Source organism: Vibrio rumoiensis, from assembly GCF_002218045.2.
GTDB classification, from domain to species: domain Bacteria; phylum Pseudomonadota; class Gammaproteobacteria; order Enterobacterales; family Vibrionaceae; genus Vibrio; species Vibrio rumoiensis.
This window is the reverse complement of the sequence record NZ_AP018685.1, coordinates 970966-997693: the sequence shown is the minus strand read 5'-3', so window position 1 is coordinate 997693 and position 26728 is coordinate 970966. Positions and strand designations below refer to the sequence as shown.

General features: G+C 41.9%; 26 protein-coding genes and 1 tRNA gene. 15 read left to right on the top strand and 12 right to left on the bottom strand.

The features are described 5' to 3' along the window. Nucleotides 1–38: 38 nt before the first annotated feature. Nucleotides 39–1370, top strand: coding sequence for an outer membrane protein transport protein (locus VRUMOI_RS04610; RefSeq protein ID WP_089137406.1), 1332 nt, complete (start codon nucleotides 39–41; stop codon nucleotides 1368–1370). Nucleotides 1371–1437: 67 nt separating this feature from the next. Here VRUMOI_RS04610 and VRUMOI_RS04605 read toward each other — a convergent pair whose 3' ends face one another. The 10 genes from VRUMOI_RS04605 to ccmA all read right to left on the bottom strand — a co-directional run bounded on the left by VRUMOI_RS04605 (nucleotide 1438) and on the right by ccmA (nucleotide 9538). Then, a complete protein-coding gene (locus VRUMOI_RS04605) occupies nucleotides 1438–2253 on the bottom strand; it encodes an MlaA family lipoprotein (RefSeq protein WP_231897488.1) in 816 nt (271 codons plus the stop codon). Nucleotides 2254–2370: 117 nt separating this feature from the next. Beyond that, nucleotides 2371–3606 (bottom strand): c-type cytochrome biogenesis protein CcmI, encoded by a 1236-nt coding sequence (gene ccmI, locus VRUMOI_RS04600; RefSeq protein WP_089137407.1) that lies wholly within the window; start codon nucleotides 3604–3606, stop codon nucleotides 2371–2373. After that, nucleotides 3606–4100 (bottom strand): cytochrome c-type biogenesis protein, encoded by a 495-nt coding sequence (locus tag VRUMOI_RS04595; protein ID WP_089137618.1) that lies wholly within the window; start codon nucleotides 4098–4100, stop codon nucleotides 3606–3608. The genes ccmI and VRUMOI_RS04595 overlap by 1 nt, the downstream gene beginning before the upstream one ends. After that, nucleotides 4100–4684, bottom strand: a complete 585-nt coding sequence (locus VRUMOI_RS04590; protein ID WP_089137408.1) for a DsbE family thiol:disulfide interchange protein — start codon at nucleotides 4682–4684, stop codon at nucleotides 4100–4102. Before VRUMOI_RS04590 ends, VRUMOI_RS04595 begins: the two co-directional genes overlap by 1 nt. 2 nt (nucleotides 4685–4686) lie before the next feature. Then, entirely contained in the window at nucleotides 4687–6681 is a 1995-nt protein-coding gene (locus VRUMOI_RS04585) for a heme lyase CcmF/NrfE family subunit (protein WP_089137409.1), read from the bottom strand. A gap of 5 nt (nucleotides 6682–6686) precedes the next feature. Further along, entirely contained in the window at nucleotides 6687–7172 is a 486-nt protein-coding gene (gene ccmE, locus VRUMOI_RS04580) for a cytochrome c maturation protein CcmE (RefSeq protein ID WP_089137410.1), read from the bottom strand. Further along, entirely contained in the window at nucleotides 7169–7375 is a 207-nt protein-coding gene (gene ccmD / locus VRUMOI_RS04575; RefSeq protein ID WP_089137411.1) for a heme exporter protein CcmD, read from the bottom strand. The genes ccmE and ccmD overlap by 4 nt, the downstream gene beginning before the upstream one ends. After that, on the bottom strand, nucleotides 7376–8146 hold the full coding sequence (locus tag VRUMOI_RS04570) for a heme ABC transporter permease (RefSeq protein ID WP_089137412.1): 771 nt from the start codon (nucleotides 8144–8146) through the stop codon (nucleotides 7376–7378). It lies immediately after the preceding gene. A 102-nt stretch (nucleotides 8147–8248) separates the two neighbouring features. Continuing rightward, the gene (gene ccmB / locus VRUMOI_RS04565; RefSeq protein WP_110410648.1) at nucleotides 8249–8917 is read right to left on the bottom strand and encodes a heme exporter protein CcmB; all 669 of its coding nucleotides are present in this window, start codon (nucleotides 8915–8917) and stop codon (nucleotides 8249–8251) included. Next, on the bottom strand, nucleotides 8918–9538 hold the full coding sequence (gene ccmA / locus VRUMOI_RS04560) for a cytochrome c biogenesis heme-transporting ATPase CcmA (protein ID WP_110410647.1): 621 nt from the start codon (nucleotides 9536–9538) through the stop codon (nucleotides 8918–8920). 454 nt (nucleotides 9539–9992) lie between these two features. On the opposite strand from ccmA, the gene VRUMOI_RS04555 reads away from it, so the two are divergent. The 11 genes from VRUMOI_RS04555 (at nucleotide 9993) to VRUMOI_RS04505 (ending at nucleotide 19678) form a co-directional block, all read left to right on the top strand. Then, entirely contained in the window at nucleotides 9993–10574 is a 582-nt protein-coding gene (locus VRUMOI_RS04555; RefSeq protein ID WP_089137413.1) for a sigma-70 family RNA polymerase sigma factor, read from the top strand. Then, complete coding sequence (locus tag VRUMOI_RS04550) at nucleotides 10571–11233, top strand: ChrR family anti-sigma-E factor (protein WP_089137414.1); 663 nt, start codon at nucleotides 10571–10573, stop codon at nucleotides 11231–11233. The genes VRUMOI_RS04555 and VRUMOI_RS04550 overlap by 4 nt, the downstream gene beginning before the upstream one ends. A gap of 134 nt (nucleotides 11234–11367) precedes the next feature. Further along, nucleotides 11368–12318: a YbgA family protein gene (locus VRUMOI_RS04545; protein ID WP_089137415.1), complete on the top strand. Its 951-nt coding sequence runs from the start codon at nucleotides 11368–11370 to the stop codon at nucleotides 12316–12318. Nucleotides 12319–12358: 40 nt separating this feature from the next. Continuing rightward, nucleotides 12359–13744, top strand: coding sequence for a deoxyribodipyrimidine photo-lyase (gene phrB, locus VRUMOI_RS04540; RefSeq protein WP_174208808.1), 1386 nt, complete (start codon nucleotides 12359–12361; stop codon nucleotides 13742–13744). A gap of 17 nt (nucleotides 13745–13761) precedes the next feature. Continuing rightward, nucleotides 13762–14199, top strand: a complete 438-nt coding sequence (locus VRUMOI_RS04535; protein WP_089137417.1) for a nuclear transport factor 2 family protein — start codon at nucleotides 13762–13764, stop codon at nucleotides 14197–14199. Continuing rightward, nucleotides 14196–14927 carry an SDR family NAD(P)-dependent oxidoreductase gene (locus VRUMOI_RS04530; RefSeq protein WP_089137418.1) on the top strand — a complete coding sequence of 244 codons (732 nt, stop codon included), beginning with the start codon at nucleotides 14196–14198 and terminating at the stop codon, nucleotides 14925–14927. The genes VRUMOI_RS04535 and VRUMOI_RS04530 overlap by 4 nt, the downstream gene beginning before the upstream one ends. Continuing rightward, the gene (locus VRUMOI_RS04525; protein ID WP_174208797.1) at nucleotides 14927–16180 is read left to right on the top strand and encodes an NAD(P)/FAD-dependent oxidoreductase; all 1254 of its coding nucleotides are present in this window, start codon (nucleotides 14927–14929) and stop codon (nucleotides 16178–16180) included. Before VRUMOI_RS04530 ends, VRUMOI_RS04525 begins: the two co-directional genes overlap by 1 nt. Beyond that, nucleotides 16177–16956 carry a DUF1365 domain-containing protein gene (locus VRUMOI_RS04520; protein ID WP_089137419.1) on the top strand — a complete coding sequence of 260 codons (780 nt, stop codon included), beginning with the start codon at nucleotides 16177–16179 and terminating at the stop codon, nucleotides 16954–16956. The genes VRUMOI_RS04525 and VRUMOI_RS04520 overlap by 4 nt, the downstream gene beginning before the upstream one ends. 40 nt (nucleotides 16957–16996) lie before the next feature. Next, nucleotides 16997–18262 (top strand): class I SAM-dependent methyltransferase, encoded by a 1266-nt coding sequence (locus VRUMOI_RS04515; protein WP_089137620.1) that lies wholly within the window; start codon nucleotides 16997–16999, stop codon nucleotides 18260–18262. Then, entirely contained in the window at nucleotides 18240–18740 is a 501-nt protein-coding gene (locus tag VRUMOI_RS19705; RefSeq protein ID WP_089137420.1) for a DUF2878 domain-containing protein, read from the top strand. The genes VRUMOI_RS04515 and VRUMOI_RS19705 overlap by 23 nt, the downstream gene beginning before the upstream one ends. A 410-nt stretch (nucleotides 18741–19150) precedes the next feature. Then, nucleotides 19151–19678, top strand: coding sequence for a winged helix-turn-helix domain-containing protein (locus tag VRUMOI_RS04505; RefSeq protein ID WP_089137421.1), 528 nt, complete (start codon nucleotides 19151–19153; stop codon nucleotides 19676–19678). Nucleotides 19679–19852: 174 nt separating this feature from the next. On the opposite strand, the gene VRUMOI_RS04500 is transcribed toward VRUMOI_RS04505, so the two are convergent. Continuing rightward, nucleotides 19853–21118: a DUF2254 domain-containing protein gene (locus tag VRUMOI_RS04500; protein ID WP_089137422.1), complete on the bottom strand. Its 1266-nt coding sequence runs from the start codon at nucleotides 21116–21118 to the stop codon at nucleotides 19853–19855. A gap of 207 nt (nucleotides 21119–21325) precedes the next feature. On the opposite strand from VRUMOI_RS04500, the gene VRUMOI_RS04495 reads away from it, so the two are divergent. Then, nucleotides 21326–21401, top strand: a tRNA-Arg gene (locus VRUMOI_RS04495). Nucleotides 21402–21631: 230 nt separating this feature from the next. Here VRUMOI_RS04495 and VRUMOI_RS04490 read toward each other — a convergent pair. Next, the gene (locus VRUMOI_RS04490; protein ID WP_089137423.1) at nucleotides 21632–23491 is read right to left on the bottom strand and encodes an ABC transporter ATP-binding protein; all 1860 of its coding nucleotides are present in this window, start codon (nucleotides 23489–23491) and stop codon (nucleotides 21632–21634) included. A gap of 262 nt (nucleotides 23492–23753) precedes the next feature. Between VRUMOI_RS04490 and VRUMOI_RS04485 the strand changes: the two genes are divergently transcribed. Continuing rightward, nucleotides 23754–25853: a TonB-dependent siderophore receptor gene (locus VRUMOI_RS04485; protein WP_162598338.1), complete on the top strand. Its 2100-nt coding sequence runs from the start codon at nucleotides 23754–23756 to the stop codon at nucleotides 25851–25853. Nucleotides 25854–25937: 84 nt separating this feature from the next. Beyond that, nucleotides 25938–26708, top strand: a complete 771-nt coding sequence (locus VRUMOI_RS04480; RefSeq protein WP_089137424.1) for an ABC transporter ATP-binding protein — start codon at nucleotides 25938–25940, stop codon at nucleotides 26706–26708. The last annotated feature ends 20 nt before the right edge of the window (nucleotides 26709–26728 follow it).

The following is a 26728-nucleotide window of genomic DNA, read 5'->3' as shown; positions in this document are numbered from 1 at the left end:
CTGAAAATAAAAACAAACAATAAAGTAGGTATTATCCAATGAAAAAGTTGAATGTGTTCACCACATCCACTCTTGCAAGCGCCTTAGTAATCGCATCGCCATCTGTTTTTGCTGCAGGCTTTCAAATTGCCGCTCAATCTGCAACAGGTGTGGGACGTGCATACGCAGGTGATGGCATCATTGCGGATAATGCTTCCGTTATGGCGATTAACCCCGCCGCCATGGCCTTGTTTAATAAAACGTCTTTTACCATGGGTGCAACCGCCATTAAACCCAAAATATCAGTGAGTGATGGTAACTATCAAAGCTCAATAAACGGTAACTCAGGTCCTGTTAGCTATGATGATGCAGGTAACCTTGCTGTCGCGCCAAATATGTTTTTGATTGTCCCAATTGATGATCAATGGGCAGTGGGTGCAGGTTTATATTCTAACTTTGGTACCGCATCGGAATTTGATTCTTCTTTTCCGGGAGAATATGGCGGCACGTCTAGTATTATCAGTGCTGAATTAGCATTAGCTGCTTCTTACCGCGTCAATGATCAATGGAGTTTTGGTGCAGGATTAGACATTATTTATGGTCATGGTGAGTTTAAGCGTAGTTTAAATGTAGATGCAAATACTAACTTCCGTCCAGATAATGCTGGACCTCTCTTTAATAAAGCATGCAATGCTATTACTGGTAGCTCTGGACGAGATTGTTCTATTCCACTGAGTGCTAAAGGAACAATCAACGCTGTTGACGTCGATGCAACTGGCGCTGGCCTTGGCTGGAACATCGGCACCACTTATGAGTTAAACGACAATAACCGTTGGGGTATTTCTTACCACGCTAGCCCTGAAATTCACGCTAAAGGTAAAATCGATGGCCCTGGCGGTATCACGCTTGCTGATGAAATCGTAGTGCCTTTACCGGATTTTGCCCAGATATCGGGTTACAACCGTTTCGAAGGTACCAAATTTGCCATCAGCTACACCGTTCAATGGACAGACTGGAGCAAGTTTGATGAATTAGCGACGGCTGGACCAGATATCTCACTACAAAAATTTGAGTGGAAAGATACTTGGAGCTATGCGATTGGTGGGACTTACTACTTAAATGATAAATGGACACTACGCGCTGGTTATATGTTTGACCAAGGTGCACAAGATGCCGTGACCACCATCGCAGTGCCAGATTCAAACCGTAATTGGTTGTCGGCAGGTTTCTCTTACGCGCCAAGCAAAGACTCAACCATCGACTTTGGCTTTACTTACTTATTAGGTGTCGATGTGGATGCTCATGAAGAACATCCAGGCATTTCTAGTATTGACGCCACTACGCACACTGATGCAATTATCACTGGTATTCAGTACAGTAAAACGTTCTAAAATTCGAAGCTGACTATAAAGCCTTGCCACTCTCAGTGTAGCAAGGCTTTTTTATGTGTATTAACCACTAATAATCATGGCCAAGATATTCTTCTAACAAATCTTCATCCAACGCTTGTTCAGGTTCTTTACTGATTTGCGCTTTAAAGTCTTGGTGCTGTAGATAAATACTTTTACTCAATTGGTATGGATCTGGAGAATGACGCAACTGCCCTTCTTGGCCAATCAATTCATAACGCGACTCTAAACCCTGAAATGCCCATTTACCGGCTTTCTGCCAAAAAGTTAGCCAGTTCAGAGGAATATATAGACCGTCCACTGTATCTGCCGCATCACGTACAGTAACCGGACCATAGGCAGGCAACATCAGGTACGCGCCATTACCTACTCCATAATAACCAACGACATCACCGAACTCCCGACTGGTACTGGATATATTGGCAGCGGAGGCCACATCAATTAAACCGAGCAATCCGATGGTAGTATTTATCCAAAAGCGGCTGATATTTTCTACTGCTTGAGAACCATTTCCCATCAATAGGTTATTGACGGCATTAGCCGGTTCATCCAAATTATTTAAAAAGTTATTTAAACCAGAACGAATAGGCCACGGTGTCCATTCCATATAACCAATGGATAAAGGTCTAACCATATAAGGGTCTAAAACATCATAGTTAAAGTCCCACATCACTCGGTTAAAACCCTCAAAGAAATCATCAGAATTCTCTGCTGATGAAGCACCTATCGATGAGGATTGAGTTAATGAAGTCGTTTGAGCTTGAGGTGTTAAAACCTGATCATCAGGCGCAGAGCTACATCCCAACAGTAATGTCGATGATAGAAACACAAGCGAAAATGAATGTTTACTTTTTATTTCACTCAAACAACCACATCCTGTAAAAGGTTTTAAAAACAAAAAAAGCAACGTAAATCAATACATTGCTTTTCTATAATCGGAATATGCAATACTGTTAATTGTATTGCATCATGATGTTAAATATCAATATTTCTTATCAATTGAAACAATCACATCATCACCAAGATGAATTGGCAAGCTTTCACCATGCCAATCGCCTTCACGAGTTGCGACATTACCGTCACTATCAATACGCGCTCTCACAATAATATCGGACAAGCTAGACAGCTTGCGGCTTTCAATCATGCTATTGCGGTCATCTAATACCACAGTAATCGGGAATTGAGACAATGGATATCGAGCAGCGGCAACAGGCATTGGCGCACCATCAGCAGTATGAATTGAGACAATCAAAACACCTGACTCTGGTAACTTCACTTCTGGTGATAAAGAAATTGTCACTTTAACCGGTGTACCTTGATGCACCACTTTTTGAGGATGTTGCAATCCATCAAGTTCTCGCTGAGCAGTCTTGATACTACGAGAAAGCATATCGTAACGAGCATCATCTTTACCGATTTTAGCTTGTAGATCTTTCCAATAGTCGATCGCTTTGGCGTAATCACCACTTTCATAAGCACTAAATGCCAGTAAAGAATACACACGCAAATCAACATTTGGCTGCTTTAACAAGTCCGCCAAAATAGAATCGGCTTTTTGCAAATCCGCTTGATCTGATGAAAACATCAACGCTTGCGCTAAACTAAGTTGCACATCGCGGTTATCTGGCATCAATTTATCGGCTTTCGTCAACGCACCAATAGCAGTTTCAATATCGCGATTCGCTAAACCAATACGGCCAAGCAATATCCAACCTGTCGCATCATCAGTGTTATATTGCAAACGAGAGCGAAGGGCTAGGGTTAAATCGGCCATCTCTTGATCGGTTAACTCAACCCCTTTTGGGTTCATCAACTTTTGCGATAAAACTGGTAGGTTATTTTCGACTTGTTTCCAATGAGCAACTTTAGCTTGTGCACCAAACAAGGCATATACACCGTAAGACACAGCAATCATAAAAATGATAAGTGATAATGCCAACCATTTCATGCTGACAATACTGGTATCAGTATCGACTTGAGCAACCGGAATATCATCCAGTAGCGATTGTTTTAAGTCCGTCACTAGATCATCTTTATTACCAACAATACCCGCTTGATCTTCTGATTCCAATTCAGCAAGACGATCTTTATAAAAAGCCTTATTCAGATCATCGCGCATTGCCGCTTCATCCAACTTGTTTGGTTTTAACAGCGGATAAACAATGAATATGCAAGACGCGGCAAGTAAGACAACCGTTCCAATCCAAAATGCTATCATCAATCATTACCCTTTTTATCATTTGAGTCAGTATCATCTAGCAAAGCTTTTAGACGTTGCTCTTGTTCTTCATCCCACTGCTGAGAACCATCCGTTTGCTTGGTTGATGATTTACGACGACTTCGTAAAACAATGAAACCAAAACCAAACAAAACAATACCAAGAGGCGCGAGCCACAACACGGCTGTAGACGGTGTTAACGGCGGATTATAAGTCACAAAATTACCGTAACGAGCCACCATATAATCGACAATTTCTTGTTTAGATTTACCTTGCTTAGTCATTTGGTAGACTTTCAAACGTAAATCTTTTGCCAACTCTGCGTTCGAGTCAGAAATAGAATTATTCTGACATTTCGGGCAGCGCAAGGTATGACTCAATTCCTGAAATTGTGCTTCTTGTGCGGGCGTATCAAAATCGAAGACCTCAATTGCCGACATCGCTGGCACCGTAAATAACATGCACAGCAGTATCAATAGTGAAGATTTTTTCATCATTGAGCACGCTCCATTGGAATCGGTTTCAATACTGTTTTTTGCCCTTTCAACTTATTGTATAAAGGCAGTAAAGTTTCATTCCAGTTATCAATATTCACATCACCCACATGGCGATATTGAATGTGGCCATCCGCATCGATCAAGAAAGTTTCAGGGGCGCCGTAGACACCAAGATCGAGACCAAACATGCCACTGCCATCAAACAGTACCACTTGATATGGGTCGCCTAAATCTTTCAGCCACTTTTTGGCTTTCTCACGATCATCTTTGTAGTTCAACCCAACAATTTTCACGCCTTGAGCAGACAATTTATTTAAGAATTGATGCTCGGCATAACAAGTAGGACACCAGGTCGCCCACACGTTAAGTAGCAAAGGTTGACCTTTAAACAAACTCTGATCATAGGTTTTATCTTGTTGATATAAATCTTGTAACTCAAAATCAGGTACTGGCTTACCCACTAAAACAGATTCCAGTTTAGTCGGATCATCTCCATCGGCATTACGAGTTAACTGAGTGGCAAATACCACCACCAAGATGGCAAATAAGGCCAAAGGCGCAAATAAAATCTTACGGTTCATAATTACGCCTCCTTTTGAGCTTCAGATGATTCGTCTAATGATGATTGAGAATTCGCGACTTTTTTACGGAAGCGATAACGTTTATCACTGATCGCTAAAATACCACCGATAGCCATCAAAATAGCGCCAAACCAAATCCAACGAATGAATGGTTTGTAATAAATACGAACAGCCCATGCGTCGCTTCCTTCAAGCTGTTCACCCATCGCGACATACAGATCACGAGTAAAACCACGATCAATGGCCGCTTCAGTCATCATGGAACGCGCTGTATGGTAAAAACGTTTTTCAGCATGCAGTTCATTCACAAAATCACCATCTTCAGTAATGATAAAATCTGCTATAAACCCGTCGTAATTCGGACCGTCGTGATCACGAACACCAGCAAAGTCAAATTGGTAACCATGAATATCAAATTTATCGCCTGGTGCTAATCGCACATCACGCTCGATACTGTAGTTTTGCACCATTGCGATACCAATAATGGTGACAGCCAAACCAATATGACCCAGCATCATTGCCCAGTGGCTACGTTGTAATTTGGTTAAGCCTTGCATAAAACGATGACGATGCGTTGCGCGTTGGTATAACTCAAAGCCGTGCATGGCAAAGATCCAAATCGCCATGAACCAGCCCAATGTTGCAAGTGGCATAAATTGTTTTGAAGAAATTAATGCAATCGCTGTTGCACCAACGGCTGAAATCACCAATGACACCATCATCGGCACTTTCACTTCAGATAAATTATCACGCTTCCAACGAACCATTGGGCCGATACCTAAAATCAAGGTAAATGGCACAATCAACCAAGTGAATAACGTATTAAAAAATGGTGCTCCAATCGACACTGAACCCATACCAATTTGCTTATGCACAAGAGGTAATAAAGTACCAATCAGAACAACCACTAATGCCGCAATCAACAAAATATTGTTCGATAGCAATGCATTCTCACGCGAGATCAGTGAGTAGTTACCACGCACACGTACTGAAGCGCCTTTTAAAGCAAACAGTAATAGTGAACCGCCAATAACTAACGCTAAAAAGGCCAGAATAAACATACCGCGAGCAGGATCAGATGCAAATGAATGCACTGAAACCAAGATACCAGAACGAACTAAGAAGGTACCGAGCAAGCTCAGCGAGAACGCACTGATTGCCAGTAACACTGTCCACGCTTTAAAGGTGCCACGCTTTTCTGTCACTGCAAGCGAGTGCATCAGCGCTGTACCAGCAAGCCAAGGCATGAAAGAAGCATTTTCAACGGGATCCCAGAACCACCAGCCACCCCAGCCGAGTTCGTAATATGCCCACCATGAGCCTAATGCGATTCCAACAGTTAAGAATACCCATGCTGCGGTTGTCCACGGGCGTGACCAACGAGCCCACGCCGTATCAAGACGCCCCGTCATTAATGACGCAATAGCGAAAGAAAACGCAACAGAAAAACCGACATAACCCATGTACAACATTGGTGGGTGAATAATTAAGCCCGGATCTTGTAGAAGAGGGTTTAAGTCACGTCCATCAATCGGGAAATAAGGCAAGGTACGTAAAAACGGGTTTGAGGTGAGAATAATAAACAATAAGAAACCAACGGAAATCATCCCCATCACAGCCAGTACGCGAGATACCGACTCTTGTGGCATACCACGGCTAAACGTCGCCACGGCAATCGTCCAAATCGATTGGATTAACACCCAAAGCAATAGCGAGCCTTCATGCGCACCCCATACCGCGGTTAAACGGTAGTACCAAGGTAATAGACTATTTGAGTTACTTGCTACATATTGCAAGGTAAAGTCATTGCTATAAAACGCCCACAACAGAGTAGCAAAGGACGTCGCGAGCATTAAGAACATACCCCAAGACAGCGGACGAGCCATCCCCATTAATGTACGATTATTAACGCTTGCCCCATACATGGGTAATGCGCTTAATAAAATTGAAAACCCTAATGCAAGAATTAAGGCAAAATGTCCAAGTTCAGCAATCATTGCACTTATTCCTGATTTTTCATGGTGTGAGTTTCAGAATCATAATTAGGGTTGTGATTCTTTTTCATCGCCTCTTCTATTTCAGAAGGCATGTAATTTTCATCATGCTTAGCCAACACTTCAAAGGCTTCAACGGTTCTTGCATCAACCAATGTACCTTGAGCCACAATACCTTGACCTTCACGGAAGAGATCGGGAAGAATACCTTCATAAGTGACCGTTACCGTAGGACCAAGATCTTTAAGTTCAAAGCTTACTTTGAGTGATTGAGGGTCTCGTTTTACCGAACCTTCAACTACCATACCACCGATACGCAAACGCTCACCAACATGGGGTTTAGTACCATCGGGCTTACCATTGACTAATTCAGTCGGCGTATAAAATAAATTCATATTTTGGTTTAAGGCGTACATAGTCAACCCAACCGTTCCTGCAACACCAATCAAGATTGCGAGAATAATTGCTAGCCTTTTTTTACGTCTAGGGGTCATAGTGTGTTTTCCATTTTTTTCGCCGCTTGACGACGTTCTTCACGGTCAATTTTTTGTTGAATTTCTTTCAATAAAGTTTTGCCATCTGAAACACTTTTCCAATACAAAATAAACATACTGAAAAATGTAATGCCAAATGAAGCCCAAACATAAGCGGCATAGCCACCCATATTTAAAAAATCACTAAACGAATCAAAATACATTTACTTCACCTCTGATGCGGTTTTTCCCTTAGATGTGCTTTGCTTTACCAATTGCAAAACCCAAGGGCGATGACTTTCTCGGCGAATAATTTCGGTACGGAATCGAACCATTGCGACCGCACCAAAGAAAAAAGCAAAACCAAAAATGTTACAGAGTAGTGGCCATAACATTTCAGGCGCAATTGATGGCTTACCAATCTTAGTAATGGTGGCGCCTTGGTGCAGAGTATTCCACCATTCAACGGAGTAGTGGATAATGGGAATATTCACCACCCCGACAATCGCCAAAATACCCGCCGCTTTAGCGGCCGTTTTTTGGTCATCGAACGCGTGATAAAGCGCAATAACGCCCAAATAAAGAAATAAAAGAATAAGTTCGGATGTTAAGCGAGCATCCCAAACCCACCAAGCGCCCCACATAGGTTTGCCCCAGACCGCACCAGTAATCAAAGCAATAAAGGTAAATACCGCGCCAATAGGTGCCATCGCTGAAGCTGCCATGTTTGACAACTTCAGCTGCCAAACTAAACCAACAAAAGCGGCAATCGCCATAGACGTGTAAATACCCATTGACCAAATAGCCGCTGGCACATGGATATAAATAATGCGAAAGCTATCACCTTGCTGGTAATCTGCAGGCGCAAACGCTAACCCCCAAATAGTCCCCACTAACAATAGCCCAAACGCCAAGACTGAAAACCAAGGCAATAACGATCCGCACAGCTGATAAGTTTTCTCAGCTTTTGCGTATGGATGTAACCATTTCCACATTTTGCTTCTCACTTTGTTTTGTAGGATTTCAGCGTCCCACTTTATAATTTTTAACTTTTATCGACTTGCTGATGAAAATAACAGCAAATTAGATACAAATTCTTAATTCACACTGATACGTAGCGATGCACTAATTGCAAATGGCGTCAGGGTTGCTGCGCCAAGTAACATCGCACCTAAAATTGCCAATTGACCAGAGTAACCAAAACCACTGGTCGCCGCCTCAATCGCGGATGTCGCAAAAATAAGTACCGGGATATAGAGCGGTAACACTAACAAGCTCAGTAAAACGCCGCCTTTTTGTAACCCTACGGTTAACCCTACCCCAATCGCACCAATAAAACTCAAGGTCGGGGTACCGAGTAGTAAGGTAATCACTACAGCCAACCAAGTTTGAAAATCAAGTGATAGCAGTACCGCCAATAGCGGACTAATCAAAATCAGAGGCAGTCCTGTCAATAACCAATGAGCGATCACTTTCGACATCACCACTAACGGTAGAGGTACCGGTAGCAACATTAATTGCTCAAGTGCGCCATCATGGAAATCATCGCGGAATAAACGCTCTAACGATAACAGAGCGGAAAGCAATGCTGCTACCCAAATGATGCCAGCTGCAATACGCGCTAACAAATTTGGTTCGGGACCAATACTTAAAGGAAAGAGAGTGATGACAATGATAAAAAACCATAACGGGTTAAATACATCGGCTTGACGACGATAAGCAATTAACAGTTCGCGGCGGACAATCGCCATCATACTTGCGATCATTTACTCCCCCAACCGAATCTTTTTAAGTTGATCCATATTGGTAAACATATCTTGGTGAGTAGTAAAAAGCACCATGCCTCCCTTCTGCGTATGCTCCACAAATAACGCTTCAATTACTTTAATGCCTTGCTTATCAATGGCCGTTAACGGCTCATCAAGAATCCAAAGTGGATGACGGCTTAACCATAAGCGAGCCAATGCAACACGTCTTTGCTGCCCTGCCGATAACTTACCAGAGGGAATATCTTCTTTCCCTGCCAGTCCAACTTTGGCTAGTGCCATCCAGATATCATCTTCTGTCACATCACCAGCCCCATTGAGCCGCTGATAAAATGACAAATTTTCAAATGCGGTCAGCTCTTTTTTAACACCGGTTTGGTGCCCAATAAACAACAAATCTTGATGAAAGGCATCACGATCTTTACGTGTTTCCACGCCTTTCCACATAATTTTGCCTGCTTCGCTATCACCTAAACCAGTAATAATTCTCAGCATAGTGGTTTTACCTGACCCATTACGTCCCTCAACTTGAACTAGGTCACCTGCGCTAACAGTAAAGTTCACTGACTCAAATAATTCTCGGTCATCACGAATCGCTGTTAAATCACGCACTTCCAGCATAAATCTTCATCTATAGTTAAAGTTAAGGGGGCGCTTATGTTACCACAGGAAAACACACTCGAAAGCGTTAACATGTAAAGCATTCAACGAATGCTCAGGTAATCACAAAAATAATTTAAATATGCCAAATTTCCTGAATAAAAAGTCAACAACACGATACATTATAGAAATGATTAAACGCGAAAAGTTCATCCTAATTATTGAATAAATAATAATGGAGTGACGTATCAGACCTATAACCACAAAGAGGTATAGTGACTGTCAATTGATGTTTTCATGATTTGAGTCAAACAACAGTTCCCCTCTACAATCGCTAAAGAAGTTACAAACAAAAAGTGATCCTATTACTTACAACATGCGTAATACAGATATCAATCGTCATTAGGTATTTGTCATTATGTATCCAGTCACTCGACCGCTAGGCGTCCAACAACGAACTAGCAAGAAGATAACAATGAGAACGGAAAGCACCGACAAAAATGAAGACACACCACCATTAGAACAATGGCTGTGCAACATTGCTAACCAAAGAGATAAACAGGCTTTTCAGCAACTGTTCATCTGGTTTGCGCCTAAAATACAGCGTTTTGGTATCAAACAATTTAACAATCCCGAGCTCGCGAAAGAATTACTCCAAGACACGATGACCAGTGTTTGGCGTAAAGCGCATTTGTTTGATATGGAGAAAGGCGCTGCTACCACTTGGGTGTACACCATTATGCGAAACACCTCATTTGATATGCTTCGTAAAATGCGCACTCACAAAGAAGATCAATTAAGTGATGATATCTGGCCTCTGATTGAAGCAGAAACGGCTGAAACGCTGAACTTTGATGACCATCTAATGAGTAAAAAAATCGAGCGCCACCTAAGCCGACTTTCTCACGATCAACGTCAACTAATTGAGGGGGTGTATTTTAAGGACTTATCGCAAGAGCAATTAGCCAGCCAATTTAATATACCTTTAGGCACAGTGAAATCACGCTTAAGACTAGCAATGAATAAATTGAAACACCTTATGGGAGAGCATTCATGAGACATCACCCAACACATGAATTGATGACCGTTTTTGCTAACGGTGAGCTTCCTGCTTCTCTGAGCATCGCCATTGCCTCTCATCTAGAGCTATGCAGCGAATGCAAGAATACCGTTGAGTCGATCACCCAACAAACGGCTGAACAACAACTTTCATCAGTACATAACACACCTTCATCGCATGAAAACAATGAAGATGACTTTGCAGACATGATCGACAACATCACTCAGGATGATTCTCTTTTTGAGATTCAAGAAGCGCCGCTTCAGACCGTAGAATTTAAAGGACAACAATTCATTCTGCCAAGAGCATTGCAATCGCTATCACTACAAAAACAACAAAACCTAGGCAAGCTGACTCGCTCTCGCATTGAGTTACATGAAGGTAATATTAAGGCCAGCTTATTACATATTGAACCCGGAGGCAGTGTCCCAGTACATACTCATAAAGGGTTTGAGCTAACGCTATTGCTCGATGGTGAGTTTGAAGATCAAATGGGACGTTACCAAAAAGGCGATTTCATTTGGCTTACAGGAGAACATGAGCATTCCCCAACGACAAAAACGGGTTGCTTATGCTTTACCGTTTCGAATGATGCACTTATGTTCACACAAGGGATTTCAAAATTATTAAACCCTATCGGCCAATTTATATATTAGAAAGCGTTACTATAAAAAATGACCATTAAAGTGCCTTACGCATTATGGCACTGGATGGACAGATGAATGAATATTTCGAAGCTGGCATTTCGAAACTGATATTCAAAATAAAGGATGAAAGGAATAGCAGCAGTATGAAGCTACCACAAAAAAAACCAAAAATAGGCATTAGTGCTTGTGTCGCCGGAGAGCAAGTGCGTTTTGATAAGGGCCATAAGCGCTCCGATTTTTGCATGACTCAACTCGCCCCTTTTGTTGACTATCAACCTTATTGCCCAGAAGTAGCCATTGGACTGCCAATACCACGCCCTACCATTCGTCAAGTTCAACTCAGTGATGGTGTTCATGTCAGCCGTCCTGATGGACAAGGTGATGTCACGCAAGATTTAACCGAATATGGCCAAACCGTAGCGAGTAAAATTGATCACCTTAGCGGCTTTATCTTTTGCCAAAAAAGCCCAAGTTGTGGCATGGAAAGAGTCAAAGTTTATCAAGAAGATGGTAAAGGCAGCACCGCATCTGGCATCGGCTTATTTGCCAAGCAGATTATGACACTCAATCCAAACCTACCTTGCGAAGAAAACGGCCGTCTCATGGATCCTGCTTTACGCGAAAACTTTATGATTCGAGTGTTTACCTATCGTCATTGGCAAGATTTACTCGCCTCAGGCCTGACTAAACATAAGTTGATTGAATTCCATAGTGAACGTAAGTACTTACTCATGAGTCACCACCTTATCAGCTATAAAGAAACTGGCCGTTTATTGGCTCGTGCCGATTTAGATCTTGATGATATGGCGAACCAATACATCGCTATTTTAATGTCTGGCCTCAAACACGTCGCCACCCATAAAAGCCACACCAATACCCTGCAACACCTGCAAGGGTATTTCAAAAAAGTTCTCACCAAACAACAAAAAAGTGAGCTCTCAACGCATATCGATGACTTCCGAGCAGGGCTGGTTCCGCTACTGGTGCCACTGACGCTGATCAATCATTATCTCAAAGAGTTCCCTCAGCAATATTTAGCCGCTCAAGTGTATTTATCCCCTTACCCACAAGAGCTGAAATTGCGTTATATCTAACGTTTTATTTATTTGTATAACCATCTACAACAAAAGGTAAATCATGAATCTTGTTTGGTTTCGCAATGATCTTAGAATCGACGATAACCCAGCGCTCAATCAAGCGATAACGTCTGCTCAACCCTTTCACGCCCTATTTATTTCTACACCCGCTCAGTGGCAAGCACATGATATGGCTCCAATAAAAATTGATTTGATTGAGCGACATGTCAATTTGATTTCACAACAGCTCGCCAAACACGGTATTCAGTTTATTCATATCGAAGCCAGCGACTTTGTCGACCAAGCCCAAAAGCTTATGGCGTACTGCCAACAACACAATATTGATACTGTGTTTGCCAATCAAGAAGTCGAATTCAACGAACAACAGCGCGACCAAACGCTATTGGAGAGTGGGCTATCTTTAACCTTGTTTGAATCAGATGTGATTGTCTCGAAAGGATCGGTACTCAACGGCCAAAATGAGATGTATAAAGTCTTCACGCCGTTTAAAAAAGCCTGGGCAAGCACCTTAATGAGCACTCATGCCACTCCTTTAACCCCTACTTTTGCGCAACAAGCATCGATTAAGAACCCTCAAATAACCTTTAACGCAACCAAACAAAACTCAACCAAATGGCCTTTAGCGGACACGGTATTGGAGCAAGTCCTGCCTCGATTTTTAACCCATAAATATCAAGATTATCACCAAGATCGAGACTACCCAGCCATTAAAGGCACCTCGGGGCTATCACCTTACTTAGCGATTGGCGCGATAAGTGCGAAACGTGTATTTGCCGAACTTTCGCACCATTATCCAAATGCATTAGAAATGATTTCACAACCGGAAGGCAGTTGGCTTAACGAACTGGCTTGGCGGGATTTTTACCGTCATTTATTGCACCACTTTCCAAAGCTCAATAAGCACCACAACTTCAATGACAAATACGACTCTCTGTCATGGCCGAATCCACCTGAATTACTGAAAGCCTGGCAGCAAGCTCAAACCGGTTATCCAATTGTCGATGCCGCAATCAGACAGCTAGTACAAACCGGTTGGATGCATAATCGATTACGTATGATTGTCGCCAGCTTTCTCACCAAACATTGTCTTGTCGATTGGCGGTTAGGTGAACAATTTTTCATGCAGCACTTAATTGATGGTGATTTAGCGGCCAATAATGGCGGTTGGCAATGGGCGGCGGGAACCGGTTGTGATGCTCAGCCCTACTTTCGAATTTTTAACCCGATTACTCAAAGTGAAAAATATGATCCCGATGGCAGCTTCATTCGTAAATATTTACCAGAGCTGGAAAACGTGCCGTTAAAATATCTGCATTTTCCACACGAGTATATAAAGCAAAATAATATTGATGTTTATTGGCCTGCGATTGTCGATCACCCAACCGCAAGGCAACAGGCATTGAGTTTTTATAAAGCGGGATAATGAAAAAGGAATAGATTATGACGCAAATTTCGGAATGGATTTCCAACTTTATCGAGACCTACCAAAAGCTCGATAAAGATCATTTGCACTTATTAGCGGATATCTATGACTCCTCGATACAGTTTCAAGACCCTCTACATAAAATAGACGGGCTTGAAAACCTGCGTAACTACCTAGAAAAGATGTATGCCAATGTTCACTATTGCCACTTTGACATCCATGATTCATTTCATAATGACCAACAAAAAGCCGCCGTTTATTGGACCATGCAGCTACGACACCCAAAATTAAAGTCTGGGCAACTGATTCTAGTTGATGGCCATTCTCAGCTGACTTACCAGCAAGGCAAAATCACCCATCACCGAGACTACTTCGATATTGGTAGCATGTTGTATGAACAGCTTCCTGTGATTGGCGCCGGCATCAAATACATCAAACAGAGGGCCAGCTCATGAATACGCAACCAAGCATATTGATCACGGGTGCCTCTTCCGGTATCGGCCGAGCCTTAGCACTCCATTACGCCAACGCAGGTTATCAAGTCTGGGCAGGTGGACGCAGCATGGATAAACTGCAACAACTATGCAATACGCATCAAAACATCACCCCCCTACTTTGTGATGTCACCGATTTTGACGCGGTTAAAGCCAGCGCAAGCCAACTGCCGGCTCTCGATATTTTGCTGCTTAATGCGGGTACTTGCGAATATATTGATGATGCAAAACAATTTGATGGTGCATTATTTCATCGAGTCATCAGTGCCAATTTGATTGCCATTGGTTACTGTTTAGAAGCATGGCTACCTTTAGTCAAACAAGGTGGCAAGTTAGCCCTTACTAGCTCTAGCGCCTCCTTCTTACCACTGCCAAGAGCCGAAGCCTATGGCGCATCAAAAGCCGCAGTCAGTTATTTAGCCCGCACATTAAGTATCGACCTGAAAAAAGACGATATTCATGTCAGTGTGATCCACCCTGGGTTTGTGAAAACACCACTCACAGATAAAAATGATTTTTCGATGCCATTTTTAACCAGTCCAGAAAAAGCGGCTGACATTATTTTCAAAGGCATCGATAACCATAAAAACGAAATTCATTTCCCAAAAGTATTTACATGGTTACTCAAAGCCTTCGCTTTATTACCGTTCCCACTATGGAAGCTATTCGCTGTAAGGATGACAAAATAATGAAAAATATCGCGGTCATTGGTTCTGGTATTTCAGGTTTAACCTCAGCTTATCTGCTCAGCAAACAACATCAGGTCACCGTTTTTGAAAAGAATGATTATATCGGTGGGCATACTGCGACCAAAGACATTGAGGTTGATGGTAAATGTTATGCCATTGATACCGGTTTTATCGTGTATAACGAGCGTACTTACCCTAACTTCATCAAGTTATTAAACCAACTTGGCATCACTGAACAAAAAACCGAAATGAGTTTTAGCGTGATGAATCCTAGCGCCAACTTGGAATACAACGGCAGCACACTCAACACTTTATTTGCTCAACGCTCCAATCTTTTCAAACCGAGTTTCTGGCGCTTAATTCTAGACATTCTACGTTTCAATAAATTATGTAAAGCCTTATATGAACAAGATGATATCGACGTCGAGTTAACCTTAGGTGACTTTCTCAAACAACATCAATTTAAACCGGCTTTTTGCCAAAACTACATCCTACCGATGGGCGCGGCTATTTGGTCAAGTAGCCTGACCGAAATGACCCAGTTTCAATTGAAGTTCTTTGTGCGATTTTTTTATAACCACGGCTTGCTTGATATTCAAAACCGCCCGCAATGGTTTGTGATCCCAGGTGGCTCTAAGCAATATATTTACCCATTAATTCAATCATTCGAAAATAACATCGAACTTAATAGCCAAATAAAATCCATCACACGAACCGATACTGGTGTCACTCTGCATTTTGACGATAGTGAACCAAGGTTATTTGATGAGGTGATCTTCGCTTGTCATTCGGATCAAGCGTTGAATTTGCTAGGTGATGCAACCCCTGAAGAAAAAGCCATTTTATCGGATATGCCCTATCGTAATAACCAAGTGGTCTTGCATACGGATATCAATCTATTGCCGACACGCCGCCTTGCTTGGGCAAGTTGGAACTATCATTTAGATTCAGATCTAAACCGCCCCGCTTGCGTGACTTACAATATGAATATTTTACAAGGGTTGGAATCGGACACGACTTTTTGCGTGACGCTCAATAATAGCGATCACATTAACCCGGATAAAATCATCAATACTTTCCACTATTCGCACCCTGTATTTAACCAGCAAAGCTTAAACGCTCAACAGCGACGTGGTGAAATTTGTGGTCATAACCATACCCACTTTGCTGGTGCTTATTGGCATAACGGCTTTCATGAAGATGGCGTGCGCAGTGCGGTTGAAGTCGCAGAACGCTTTGGGATAACACTATGAGCCGAACCCCGCTATCCTTTAATTTTCAACATAGTATTTATAAAGGCAAAGTGCGCCATCGTCGCTTTTCTCCGGCCCTCCATCACTTTACCTACCCGATTACCATGCTAGGGATTAATGTGGCTCAGCTCGATAGCTTAAATGATCAACATTGGGTATTTGGCACCCAATGGTACAAGCCGGTTCGCTTTCATCAAAAAGATTACATTAAAAGTGAACCAGGGGAATTATTGCAACGTATTAAAAACAAAGTTGCCCATTTAGGCGGAGAATGGGATGGTTACAATGCCGTGATGTTGGCGCAATGTCGTTGTTTTGGTTTGTATTTTAGCCCGGTGAATTTCTACTTTTGCTTTGCACAATCCGGCGATTGTCAATACATGCTCGCCGAGGTCAGTAACACGCCGTGGAACCAGCGACATTACTATTTAGTGACGATGGGAAGTGATGAAATGACGGACAAAGCATTCCATGTTTCTCCCTTTATGAAAATGAACATGCAATACAAATGGCGAGTCAATCCGCCGGATGACAAGGCTTTTGTTCATATTGAAAACCATGACAAAGAGCAACACAACAAGAAAGTATTTGATGCGACCGTCGCACTCAGCAAACTTGATATGACAACAAGTAATAATGGGAATGCGACAACAGCAGCCAGAAGCGATTGGCTCACATTGCCCTTTATGAATTTTAAAGTTTTACAGGGCATTTATTGGCAAGCCTTAAAGCTATTGACTAAAAAAGTCCCGTTTGTACCTTATACCAAGCCGTAAAATATCGGCCTAAAGAATAAAAATAAATGGAGTTGTGATGATGGAACAGACTCAATCCCTACAAAGCAATAAAACTAAAAGCGGTTGGTTCGGCAATCAATGTCGTCATTTGGTGCTCAACTTACTCAACAAAATGGATAATGCTTATCTCGAAATTGATGAAGGCAGCCAAGCAACGTTTGTCGGCAACCCAAATGCCGAACTAAAAGGTCACATCACTATTCACGACAGTGACGTTTATCGAGATATTATCAAAGGTGGCAGTATCGCTGCAGCAGAAGCCTATATCGCTCAACGTTGGAGCTCACCCGATCTCACCTCTTTGGTTCGTATTTTTGCTCGTCACCAAACGCAACTCGATCAATTGGAAAAAAAGGCCAGTTGGCTTCACTCGCTTAAAAACACCTTATTGAATCGTTTAAATGCCAATACAGTATCTGGTTCTAAGAAGAATATTTTGGCCCATTATGATTTAGGCAATGAACTCTACACCCGATTCCTTGATGAGCGCATGATGTACTCTTGCGCCCTCTATAACCAATCAAGTGATACCTTGGCCGAAGCGCAAACCAATAAACTCAAATCGATCTGCGATAAACTGGATTTACAACCAAGCGATCAATTGTTGGAAATCGGCACGGGTTGGGGTGGACTGGCGATTTACGCCGCTCAACACTACGGCTGTCATGTCACCACTACCACGATTTCTGATGAGCAATTTGCTTATGCACAAAAACAAATTCAACAACTTGGCCTTGAAGACAACATCACTCTTCTCAAGCAAGATTATCGTCACTTAACAGGGCAATACGACAAACTGGTGTCAGTTGAAATGATTGAAGCGGTTGGTCATAAATTTTTACCAACCTTCTTTAAGCAATGTAATGACCGATTAAAGCCGACGGGTAAATTACTCATTCAAGCCATTACGATTGCCGATCAACGTTATGATCAATATCGAAAAAGCACCGACTTTATTCAAAAATATATCTTCCCCGGTGGATGCTTGCCTTCCCTCAATGTAATTAACCAGCAGGTCGCACAATCGACCGATATGATGATTGATAACGTTGAAGATATCGGCTTGCACTACGCCCGTACTCTCGCTGACTGGCGCAGTAACTTTGAGCATAATTGGCACAGTATTCAACCCTTTGGGTACGATGAACAGTTTAAGCGCTTGTGGCATTACTACTTCTGTTATTGCGAAGGGGCATTTATAGAAAGAGTGATCAGCACCCACCATATTGTGATGCGTAAACCTCAGAATCTAGATACATGTGATGAATCGATTCTCAATTATTAATTTCATAATATTCCAATCCTGTTGGGCGTTAGCGGCTTCGTTTCCTGCTAGCGCTCCTTTTTTTATGCTTGGATTATTAGCGGTGCACTTTTGCCTAACACCAACACGCAAAGCTGATGGTTTTTTATTAATCGCAGCGCTAGTGGGAATTGTCATTGATCAACTGATGATATGGATTGGCGTATTAGATGTGAATCAATCATGGATACCAATATGGCTTATTCTACTCTGGTGCCATTTTGTTTTGTGTCTCAACCACAGTTTATTGTGGATAAACAAACTGGCTTGGTATTGGATAGCTTTTCTAGGTGAGGTATTTGGGACGTTAAGTTACTGGGCAGGTTTAAATCTTGGGGTGTTTTCTAGCGGATTTAGTCAAATCACGTTTATCCTCAGCTATGCGCTTACATGGACTATTTTATTACCAATCTTGTGCTATTGGGCTCATTTGAGCCTAGCTTTTAAAAAGGCGACCTAATTTTTGTGGCCAAAAACAGGAGGTAAGTAATTAAAATATAAACCGTCCCTGCTTTCACTTTATAAAACATGAGTATTCCAGGCACATAAATTTGAATTAGTGAATATGAAATCAGCTAACCCTATGATGCATAAAAGCCAGCTCCAATTAAATTAATTCACAAACATTCATGCCAGGACAAGTGTAAGACACCGAATGCATGCCAGTTCATCGACTGCAATCGTCATCCAACACAAAAATTAGCATTTCAAATTATAAAAAAATCAACTTGCCATACTTAAAAAACCATTAATGTTTATAATTAACCATCATAAATTATAATTAATCTATAGATAAACCATGCTAGTTGTAAAAACGTTAACACAGCGCACCACAGAATATTACACCAGATTATTTTGTGAGGTTATTCTGTGAAAATCAAAGTAAACCTATCGAATAAAAGTATCGGTGAAAATGAAAAACTAGAGTCTTATCCTATCGCTGAAACCGAAATATTAATATTATCGTTAATGTCATCAAAGAAAATAGCATTATCTAGGGATGAGTTATTTCAATATGCTTGGTCAGATAAAGTCGTCACAGACAATTCACTTAATGTGGCAATTAAGAACATTAGAGATATTTTCAAAAAAATAGGATGTGAAAATGCAATCCAAACTATTCGTGGGTACGGATACTGCCTAAGCACAGATATAGAAATTACCTATAAAGTAAAAGACAGAATTTTACTAAGTCGAGAGGCCTCGATAAAACTAAGTAAAAACAACATCTTGGAGTTTGAACGCTCTATTCCTTCAGAAAACACCACTACACTAAGAAATAAAAAACCATTATTAACAACAAAAAATCTCGCACACATCATAAATAACAATATTTATCTTACAACATATATATTAATATCTATTATTGTTATAACAGCAATACAAACGCTCCTATAAATAACTATAATTCAATACAAAACATCAGTATAAAAGTAATGAATTGTCTTAATGAAAACCAACTAGACACTCGAATAGATGCCGTTTGATTAACAGCAATACTTATAGATATATTTTTCCGTTATTTGAGCAATCGTTGCTACTTGCGTGCGCTATTGGATTCCATTCGACATCTTAATCTTTAAGCATACTTGAGGTTCTAACCGCTTGCAGATCTTCGTCTAGTGATAATGCGAGTTGACTGCGTTTTAATGAAAGTTCAGCATGACGTTTCGCGGCCGCTTTCATTTTTTCATCTCCAACCATGCACAACGCTGTCAGTGCTTTTTGTAAATGCGTCACCACTTCAACGCAACCTGCCCCATCTCGAGCAATCACCGTAAAAGCATCATCAAACATCCCTTCTACACTCACTTCTGGCACTTGAACCCGATCATAATACGATTGTTGTTCATCCTCTTCCGGAACGGGTTCACTCCAACAAACAAATAAGCGAACTAAGCTACCAATGACTTTAATCGCAGAGCCGGGATCGTTCACCGCAGGCGACAGTGCTTTGCCTGCAATTTCTGATAACACAATTAAACCAAAACGAGGATCATCATCAAAAAAACGATCCGCTCCAATTTGATAAGCCGCTAATACACTTTTGTAATCAAATTCTTGTTCTGATTTTTCAGAAATAACATTAGCAATCACCGTACCGGGCGCGACAAATTCACCGGGTAATACTGCTAACACCACGACAGCATCATTACCTTCAGCCCAATGATGCAAACGACTAATATCTATATGTTGAATATAGCCGACAGAAGTTGCCACTACTGCTTCACCTTGGCCGACATCGACACAAGGTGCACCTGAACGATTGGGACGATTACGCAAACGAATTAGCGATTGCATCACCACATGCTCAACACGATCAACGGTATTACCAATTCGGCCTAACCGAGCTAAACGATCAACCCAACGGATAAAGGTTAAAATCACTAATGCAAAGACAAGGCTCGTTAAAATAAACAGTACAAATAAGCCTGCGATTTGAAAGACATCATTTTTGATTGCCGTTAATGCCACAATGCTAAAAATAAATGAGCCAATGAATCGAGATAAGGCATTTTTAGACACATCATCGGACACCACTACACTAAAAGCACGAGGCGTTGCGGATGTACTAGCAGAAGCATAAGCGGCCACCATCGAGCCAACGGAGAATGTCGCGATCATCAACATACTCGATGACATGATCTCAAGTAACGCCACAATTGAATCCGTACTAATCGGTGGAACAAATAAATCCGCTTCATAATGATCTGCGAACTTGGCAACAAAAACCGCCAATATTGAGCAGCAACACATCCACAACGGCTTGACCCATAATTTATCTTTGAGGCGATTATATAAAAAGCGTAAATGATCTCGAGAATAGCTAGCAGCCATAATTTATCCTTAACTCGTGATTAGTGCTAATCAACTATGCACTGATTAATTAAAGAGTTAACGGCGTAATTAAGCAATCAAAACCCCTCAAGAATTGAACTTATGAACAAAAAAACAACGCTTGGGTATGGTTGGAATGCTGAAAAAGCCTCAGACTATTGGCTTATCGAATTAAAATCCGTATGATTCGGAACGTAAATACTTTGTGTCCCCTTAGTTCAGCTGGATAGAACAAGGACCTCCTAAGTCTTAGACACAGGTTCGAATCCTGTAGGGGACACCACTCTCATCTTTCAAAATCGTCCTTATTACAACGCTAGCTTTAACTCAAATCTTCTTATTCTTTTTCCTTTGCTTATTTATATAAAATTATTCACTGACTCTTTTATAAGCATCATTAAAATGTTCACTTTTCCTTAAATCAATATATGCCATGGTTACTAAGCAAACAAAAAAGGCCTACATAACATTATCGCTATGTAGGCCTTTAAGTTGAAAAGATATAGATTGAAATTATATATTTACAACTTTTTCTTTGTCTTCATCACTCCCCAAGAACCCACCGGTTTGATGAGCCCACAGTTGAGCGTAAACCCCACCGTGTGCTAACAGTTCTTGGTGTGAACCTTGCTCTAGGACTTCACCTTTATCGAGAACAATAAGACGGTCCATCGCAGCAATCGTCGATAAACGGTGCGCAATCGCGATCACGGTTTTACCTTCCATTAATTCATACAAACTTTCTTGAATTGCCGCTTCAACTTCAGAATCAAGCGCAGAGGTGGCTTCATCCATGATGAGAATTGGCGCATCTTTTAGTAACACACGAGAAATGGCGATACGTTGACGCTGCCCACCTGAAAGCTTCACACCACGCTCACCGACTTGAGCATCGTAGCCGACGTTACCAAAGGTATCAGTCAAGCCTTCAATAAATTCATGGGCATGCGCTTGTTTTGTAGCAGCAAGTAGCTCTTCCTCTGTCGCATCAGGGCGACCATATAAAATATTTTCTCTGATAGTACGATGCAATAGCGATGTATCTTGAGTGATCATGCCAATTTTGCCACGTAGAGAATCTTGCTTCACTTGAGAGATATCTTGGCCATCAATACGAATAGCGCCACTTTCTAAATCGTAAAAACGCAGCAACAAATTCACTAGCGTCGATTTACCGGCACCAGAGCGCCCGACTAACCCAACTTTTTCACCCGGTTTAATGTTCAAGTTAAGGCCATTAATTACCGCTTTATTCGCTTCACCATAATGGAAGCTGATATTATCAAACTCGATTTGTCCCTTATCGACTTTCAATGCAGGGGCATTATCCACATCTTGCGTGATCACCGGTTTGGACAAGGTGTTCATCCCATCGACCACCGTACCAATGTTTTCAAAAATGGCGCTGATTTCCCACATGATCCATTTCGACATGCCTTGAATACGTAGTGCTAGGCTGATCGCTACGGCAATCGCACCTACCGTGATCATGCTATTCATCCATAAGCCAATAGATAGTGCCGCCACTGAGAAAAGCAGTAGGTAGTTAAGCATATCAATACTGAACAAGAATACCGTTGCTAAACGCATCTGTGCATAAACGGTTTTCAGAAATGACTTCATGCCCTTTTCAGCATATTCCGTTTCACGATTAGTGTGTGAAAACAGTTTCACGGTCGCAATATTGGTGTAGCTATCAACAATACGCCCCGTCATTAATGAACGCGCATCCGCCTGTTCAGTGGCAATACGTTTCATTTTAGGTACGAAATAAATCTGAGTCAGAACATAGGCCACCAGCCAAACAAAAACAGGTACCATAAGCCATAAATCCGCCTGCGCCATTAATACAAACATCGACACAAAGTAAACCGTGATATAAACCAACATATCGGCGAATTTCATCACTGTTTCACGGATAGCGAGCGACGTTTGCATCACTTTAGTCGCAATTCGCCCTGCAAAATCATCTTGGTAAAACGTCACACTTTGATTGAGCAAATAGCGGTGGGCAAGCCAACGAATCGACATAGGAAAGTTACCAAGTAACGTTTGGTGCATGATCATTGAATGGAAAAAGCCAATCACAGGGATCACCACAATAATGACCAATCCCATGCCGATAATACGCGTACCTTCCGCATCCCATAATGTCTCTGGCGTATGGTTAGAAAGCATATCAACAATTGACCCCATGAACCCCATCAAAGACACTTCAATAATGGCGATACAAGCACTCAAAATTGACATAAAAATAATTGGCAATAAAAAGTCACGGCTGTAATGCATGCAAAATGCAAACAAGGTATTCGGTGGCGTATTTACCGCATCTTTAGGAAAAGGCTTGGTTAAACCTTCAAAAAACTTGAACATAAAATGGTTCCATTCAGAGGTAAGGTGTTCAAAAGTTGAATCACGTTCGATCCAATAAAGACATGTGCTAACACGGAATTTCAATGTAGCAATATGGCGCTATCATAAAGGGAAAACGGTTAATTTCCCACCCCCCATTGATTTTGATCATGATCTTTCTCCTTTAATAATAAATTTGCAAATTAGGTCTAGGCAACCACCATAAAACTTAATACAATTCGAAATAATAATGATTCTCAATTAATAAACAACGGATTGATTTATGTCTTTTGCACAACACCCGCTTTCACAAGCGCTTTCTTGCATCATGAAACCTGCATTAGGTTTATCGTTAGCATTCATGACTCTGCCCTCTAACGCTGAAGAAGAAACCTCAACGGACAGTGTCGATACCATCACGGTTACCGCTTCTGCGCTAAAGGTGGCTACCCCATTAGCAGAAGCGCCACGTAGCGTATCTGTGATTAATGATGAGCAACTGTCGGTTCAACAGCCTCAAAAATTAGATGAAGCGCTGCGCTATCAACCAGGTGTGATGACGCAACCTTATGGCTCCGATAACAATACGGATTGGTTCAAAATTCGTGGCTTTGATGCGGCTACTTACCTTGATGGCAATCGCTTATTTAATACCGGTTATTATACTTGGAATCTCGAACCTTACGGCCTAGAGCAAGTAGAAGTATTGAAAGGCCCAGCTTCTCTTCTTTACGGTGAAGCGCCTCCGGGTGGCGTTGTCAATGCGGTCAGCAAACGTCCGGGCTACACCGAAGGTGGCGAATTTGAATTAACGGGTGGTAGTCGAAATCTACAAAAAGTCGGAATTGATGCCACTAGCTTTATTGATGACGATGGCGATGTTCGTTTTCGTTTAGTGGCATTGATGAGTAAACAAGATGGCACACTGGATGATACTTATAACAACCGAGTGTACCTAGCGCCTAGTCTTGCATGGGATATCAATTCCGATACATCGATCACCTTCCTTGCTTCATGGCAACAAGATGATGGCGTGCCTACCGCAGGTTTCTTCCCCGCTTACGGCACTTTGATTGATACACCGCAGGGCAAAATCGATCCAAGTACTAACTACGGTGAGCCGGGCTACGATAAGAACAAAAGTAACCAATACTCTGTCGGGTATGAATTAGAGCATTACATCAATGACACTTGGCAGTTCAAGCAAAATACACGCTATGCCTATACCGACTTATTACTGCGTAGTACTTATGCATTTGGTAGCGAAACCAGTGCAGATTTAGGGCGAGGCATCGTGTATCGAGATGGTTCAACGCAAATGCTTAGCATGGATAACCAATTCATCGCGAACTGGGGGTTAGGTAATACTGACAATACCACTCTACTTGGCGTCGATGTTCAGCAATTTAAAAATGACAGTATGGAAGCCGATGACTGGGGCCCTTATGGTGGCACAACATCAAATATCAATGCTTTCCACCCGCAACACGGCAACATTGTTCCAATTGATGATCGCGCCACTCCGGTTCATATCAAAAAAGAACAGCTCGGCGTTTACGCTCAGCAACAAATAAAATTCAACGAAAAGCTGATCGCTAAGTTAGGTGGCCGTTACGATATCGTACGCCTACAAAATGAAAGCACCACCAGCGACGAAGATATCCACAACGATCACTTATCGCTCAGTGGCGGATTGATGTATCTAACGGATTTTGGTTTCTCACCTTATGTCAGTTACTCAGAGTCATTTGAGGTCATCGCATCGGTAGATGCTGCTACCGGTAAAGCTTATAAGCCATTAGAAGGCAAACAAACCGAAGCAGGCTTCAAATATGAGCCATCATTCATCAATGGCTACTTTAATGTTGCGTGGTTTAACCTGACTCAAGACAACGGTTTGGTCTATGACCCAACCACCGCTCAACAAACACAGACCCAAGAATTAACATCACAAGGTGTTGAATTAGAAAGCGTAGCTCACGTCACTAAGGATTTATTAGCAAGAGCAAACTACACCTACACAGACGCTAAGTCGGACGATGGCATGGGCAATGAAAAACGCACCGCGCTGATTCCTCGCCACATGGCATCCGGTTGGTTGGAGTATGATTTTTCTAGCCTAGGTCTTGATAGCTTTGTGATAGGTGCGGGTGTTCGTTATATGGGGTCGTCAGTTGGGTCAACTTCAGATAGTACAGGCACTTTGCATGTTCCAGCCGTCACACTATACGATGCGATGGCCCGCTATGACATCACACCGAAATGGCGAGCTCAAGTTAACGTCAATAATCTAACCAACAAAGAGTACGTATCGAGCTGTGATTACTATTGCTACTACGGTGAAGAATTGACTGCAACCGCAACCATTAACTACATGTGGTAAAAAACACCTTAAATTCACTAGGGCTACTGAGTAACATGGCCCTAGTATTTATTTTCTAAAAACATATTCAATCCAGAGAAAGCTATGTTCAAACTCAACCAAGTCCGCGTTCACCGAGATAATCGCGATATTTTAGCGATAGATGAACTGTCCATTCCAAGTGATGGATTGACGGTTGTGCTTGGACATAATGGTAGTGGGAAATCGACACTGGTTAACCTGCTTTCAGGACAATCGCAAGCCGACTCTGGACAAGTCACACTCAATGAGACTGAAATTTCAGACTTCTCCCACAAACAATTAGCTAAGGAAATTGCCTTCTTACCGCAAAAGCTACCGGATGTCGCCGGTCTTACGGTACAGGAGTTAGTTCGCTTAGGGCGTTTCCCTTGGCGGGGCGTCTTTGGTCGCTGGCAAAATGATGATGAAAAAATCATTCAAGAAGCCATGCAAAAAACCGGCGTCGCGCAATATGCGGATAACCTTGCCGACAAACTGTCTGGTGGTGAACGCCAACGCGCTTGGGTCGCCATGTTACTGGCGCAGCAATCTCCGGTATTAATCCTCGATGAACCAACTTCCGCTTTGGATATTCATCATCAATACCACTTAATGGATCTACTGCAAGAACTGAATCAACAAACTGGATGTGGAATTTTAGTCATCTTACACGATCTAAATTTAGCGCTCCGTTACGCCACTCATATCGTTGCATTAAAACAAGGTAAAATTGCCTTTAGTGGTGCAAAAGAATTATTACTCGACGATCAACGATTGACTGATCTCTATGAAACCGATATCCGTCTTTTAGATCACCCTAAGCAAGATGATCAGAAAATCGCCGTCGTAATCTAACACTCAGCAAGACTTATCGT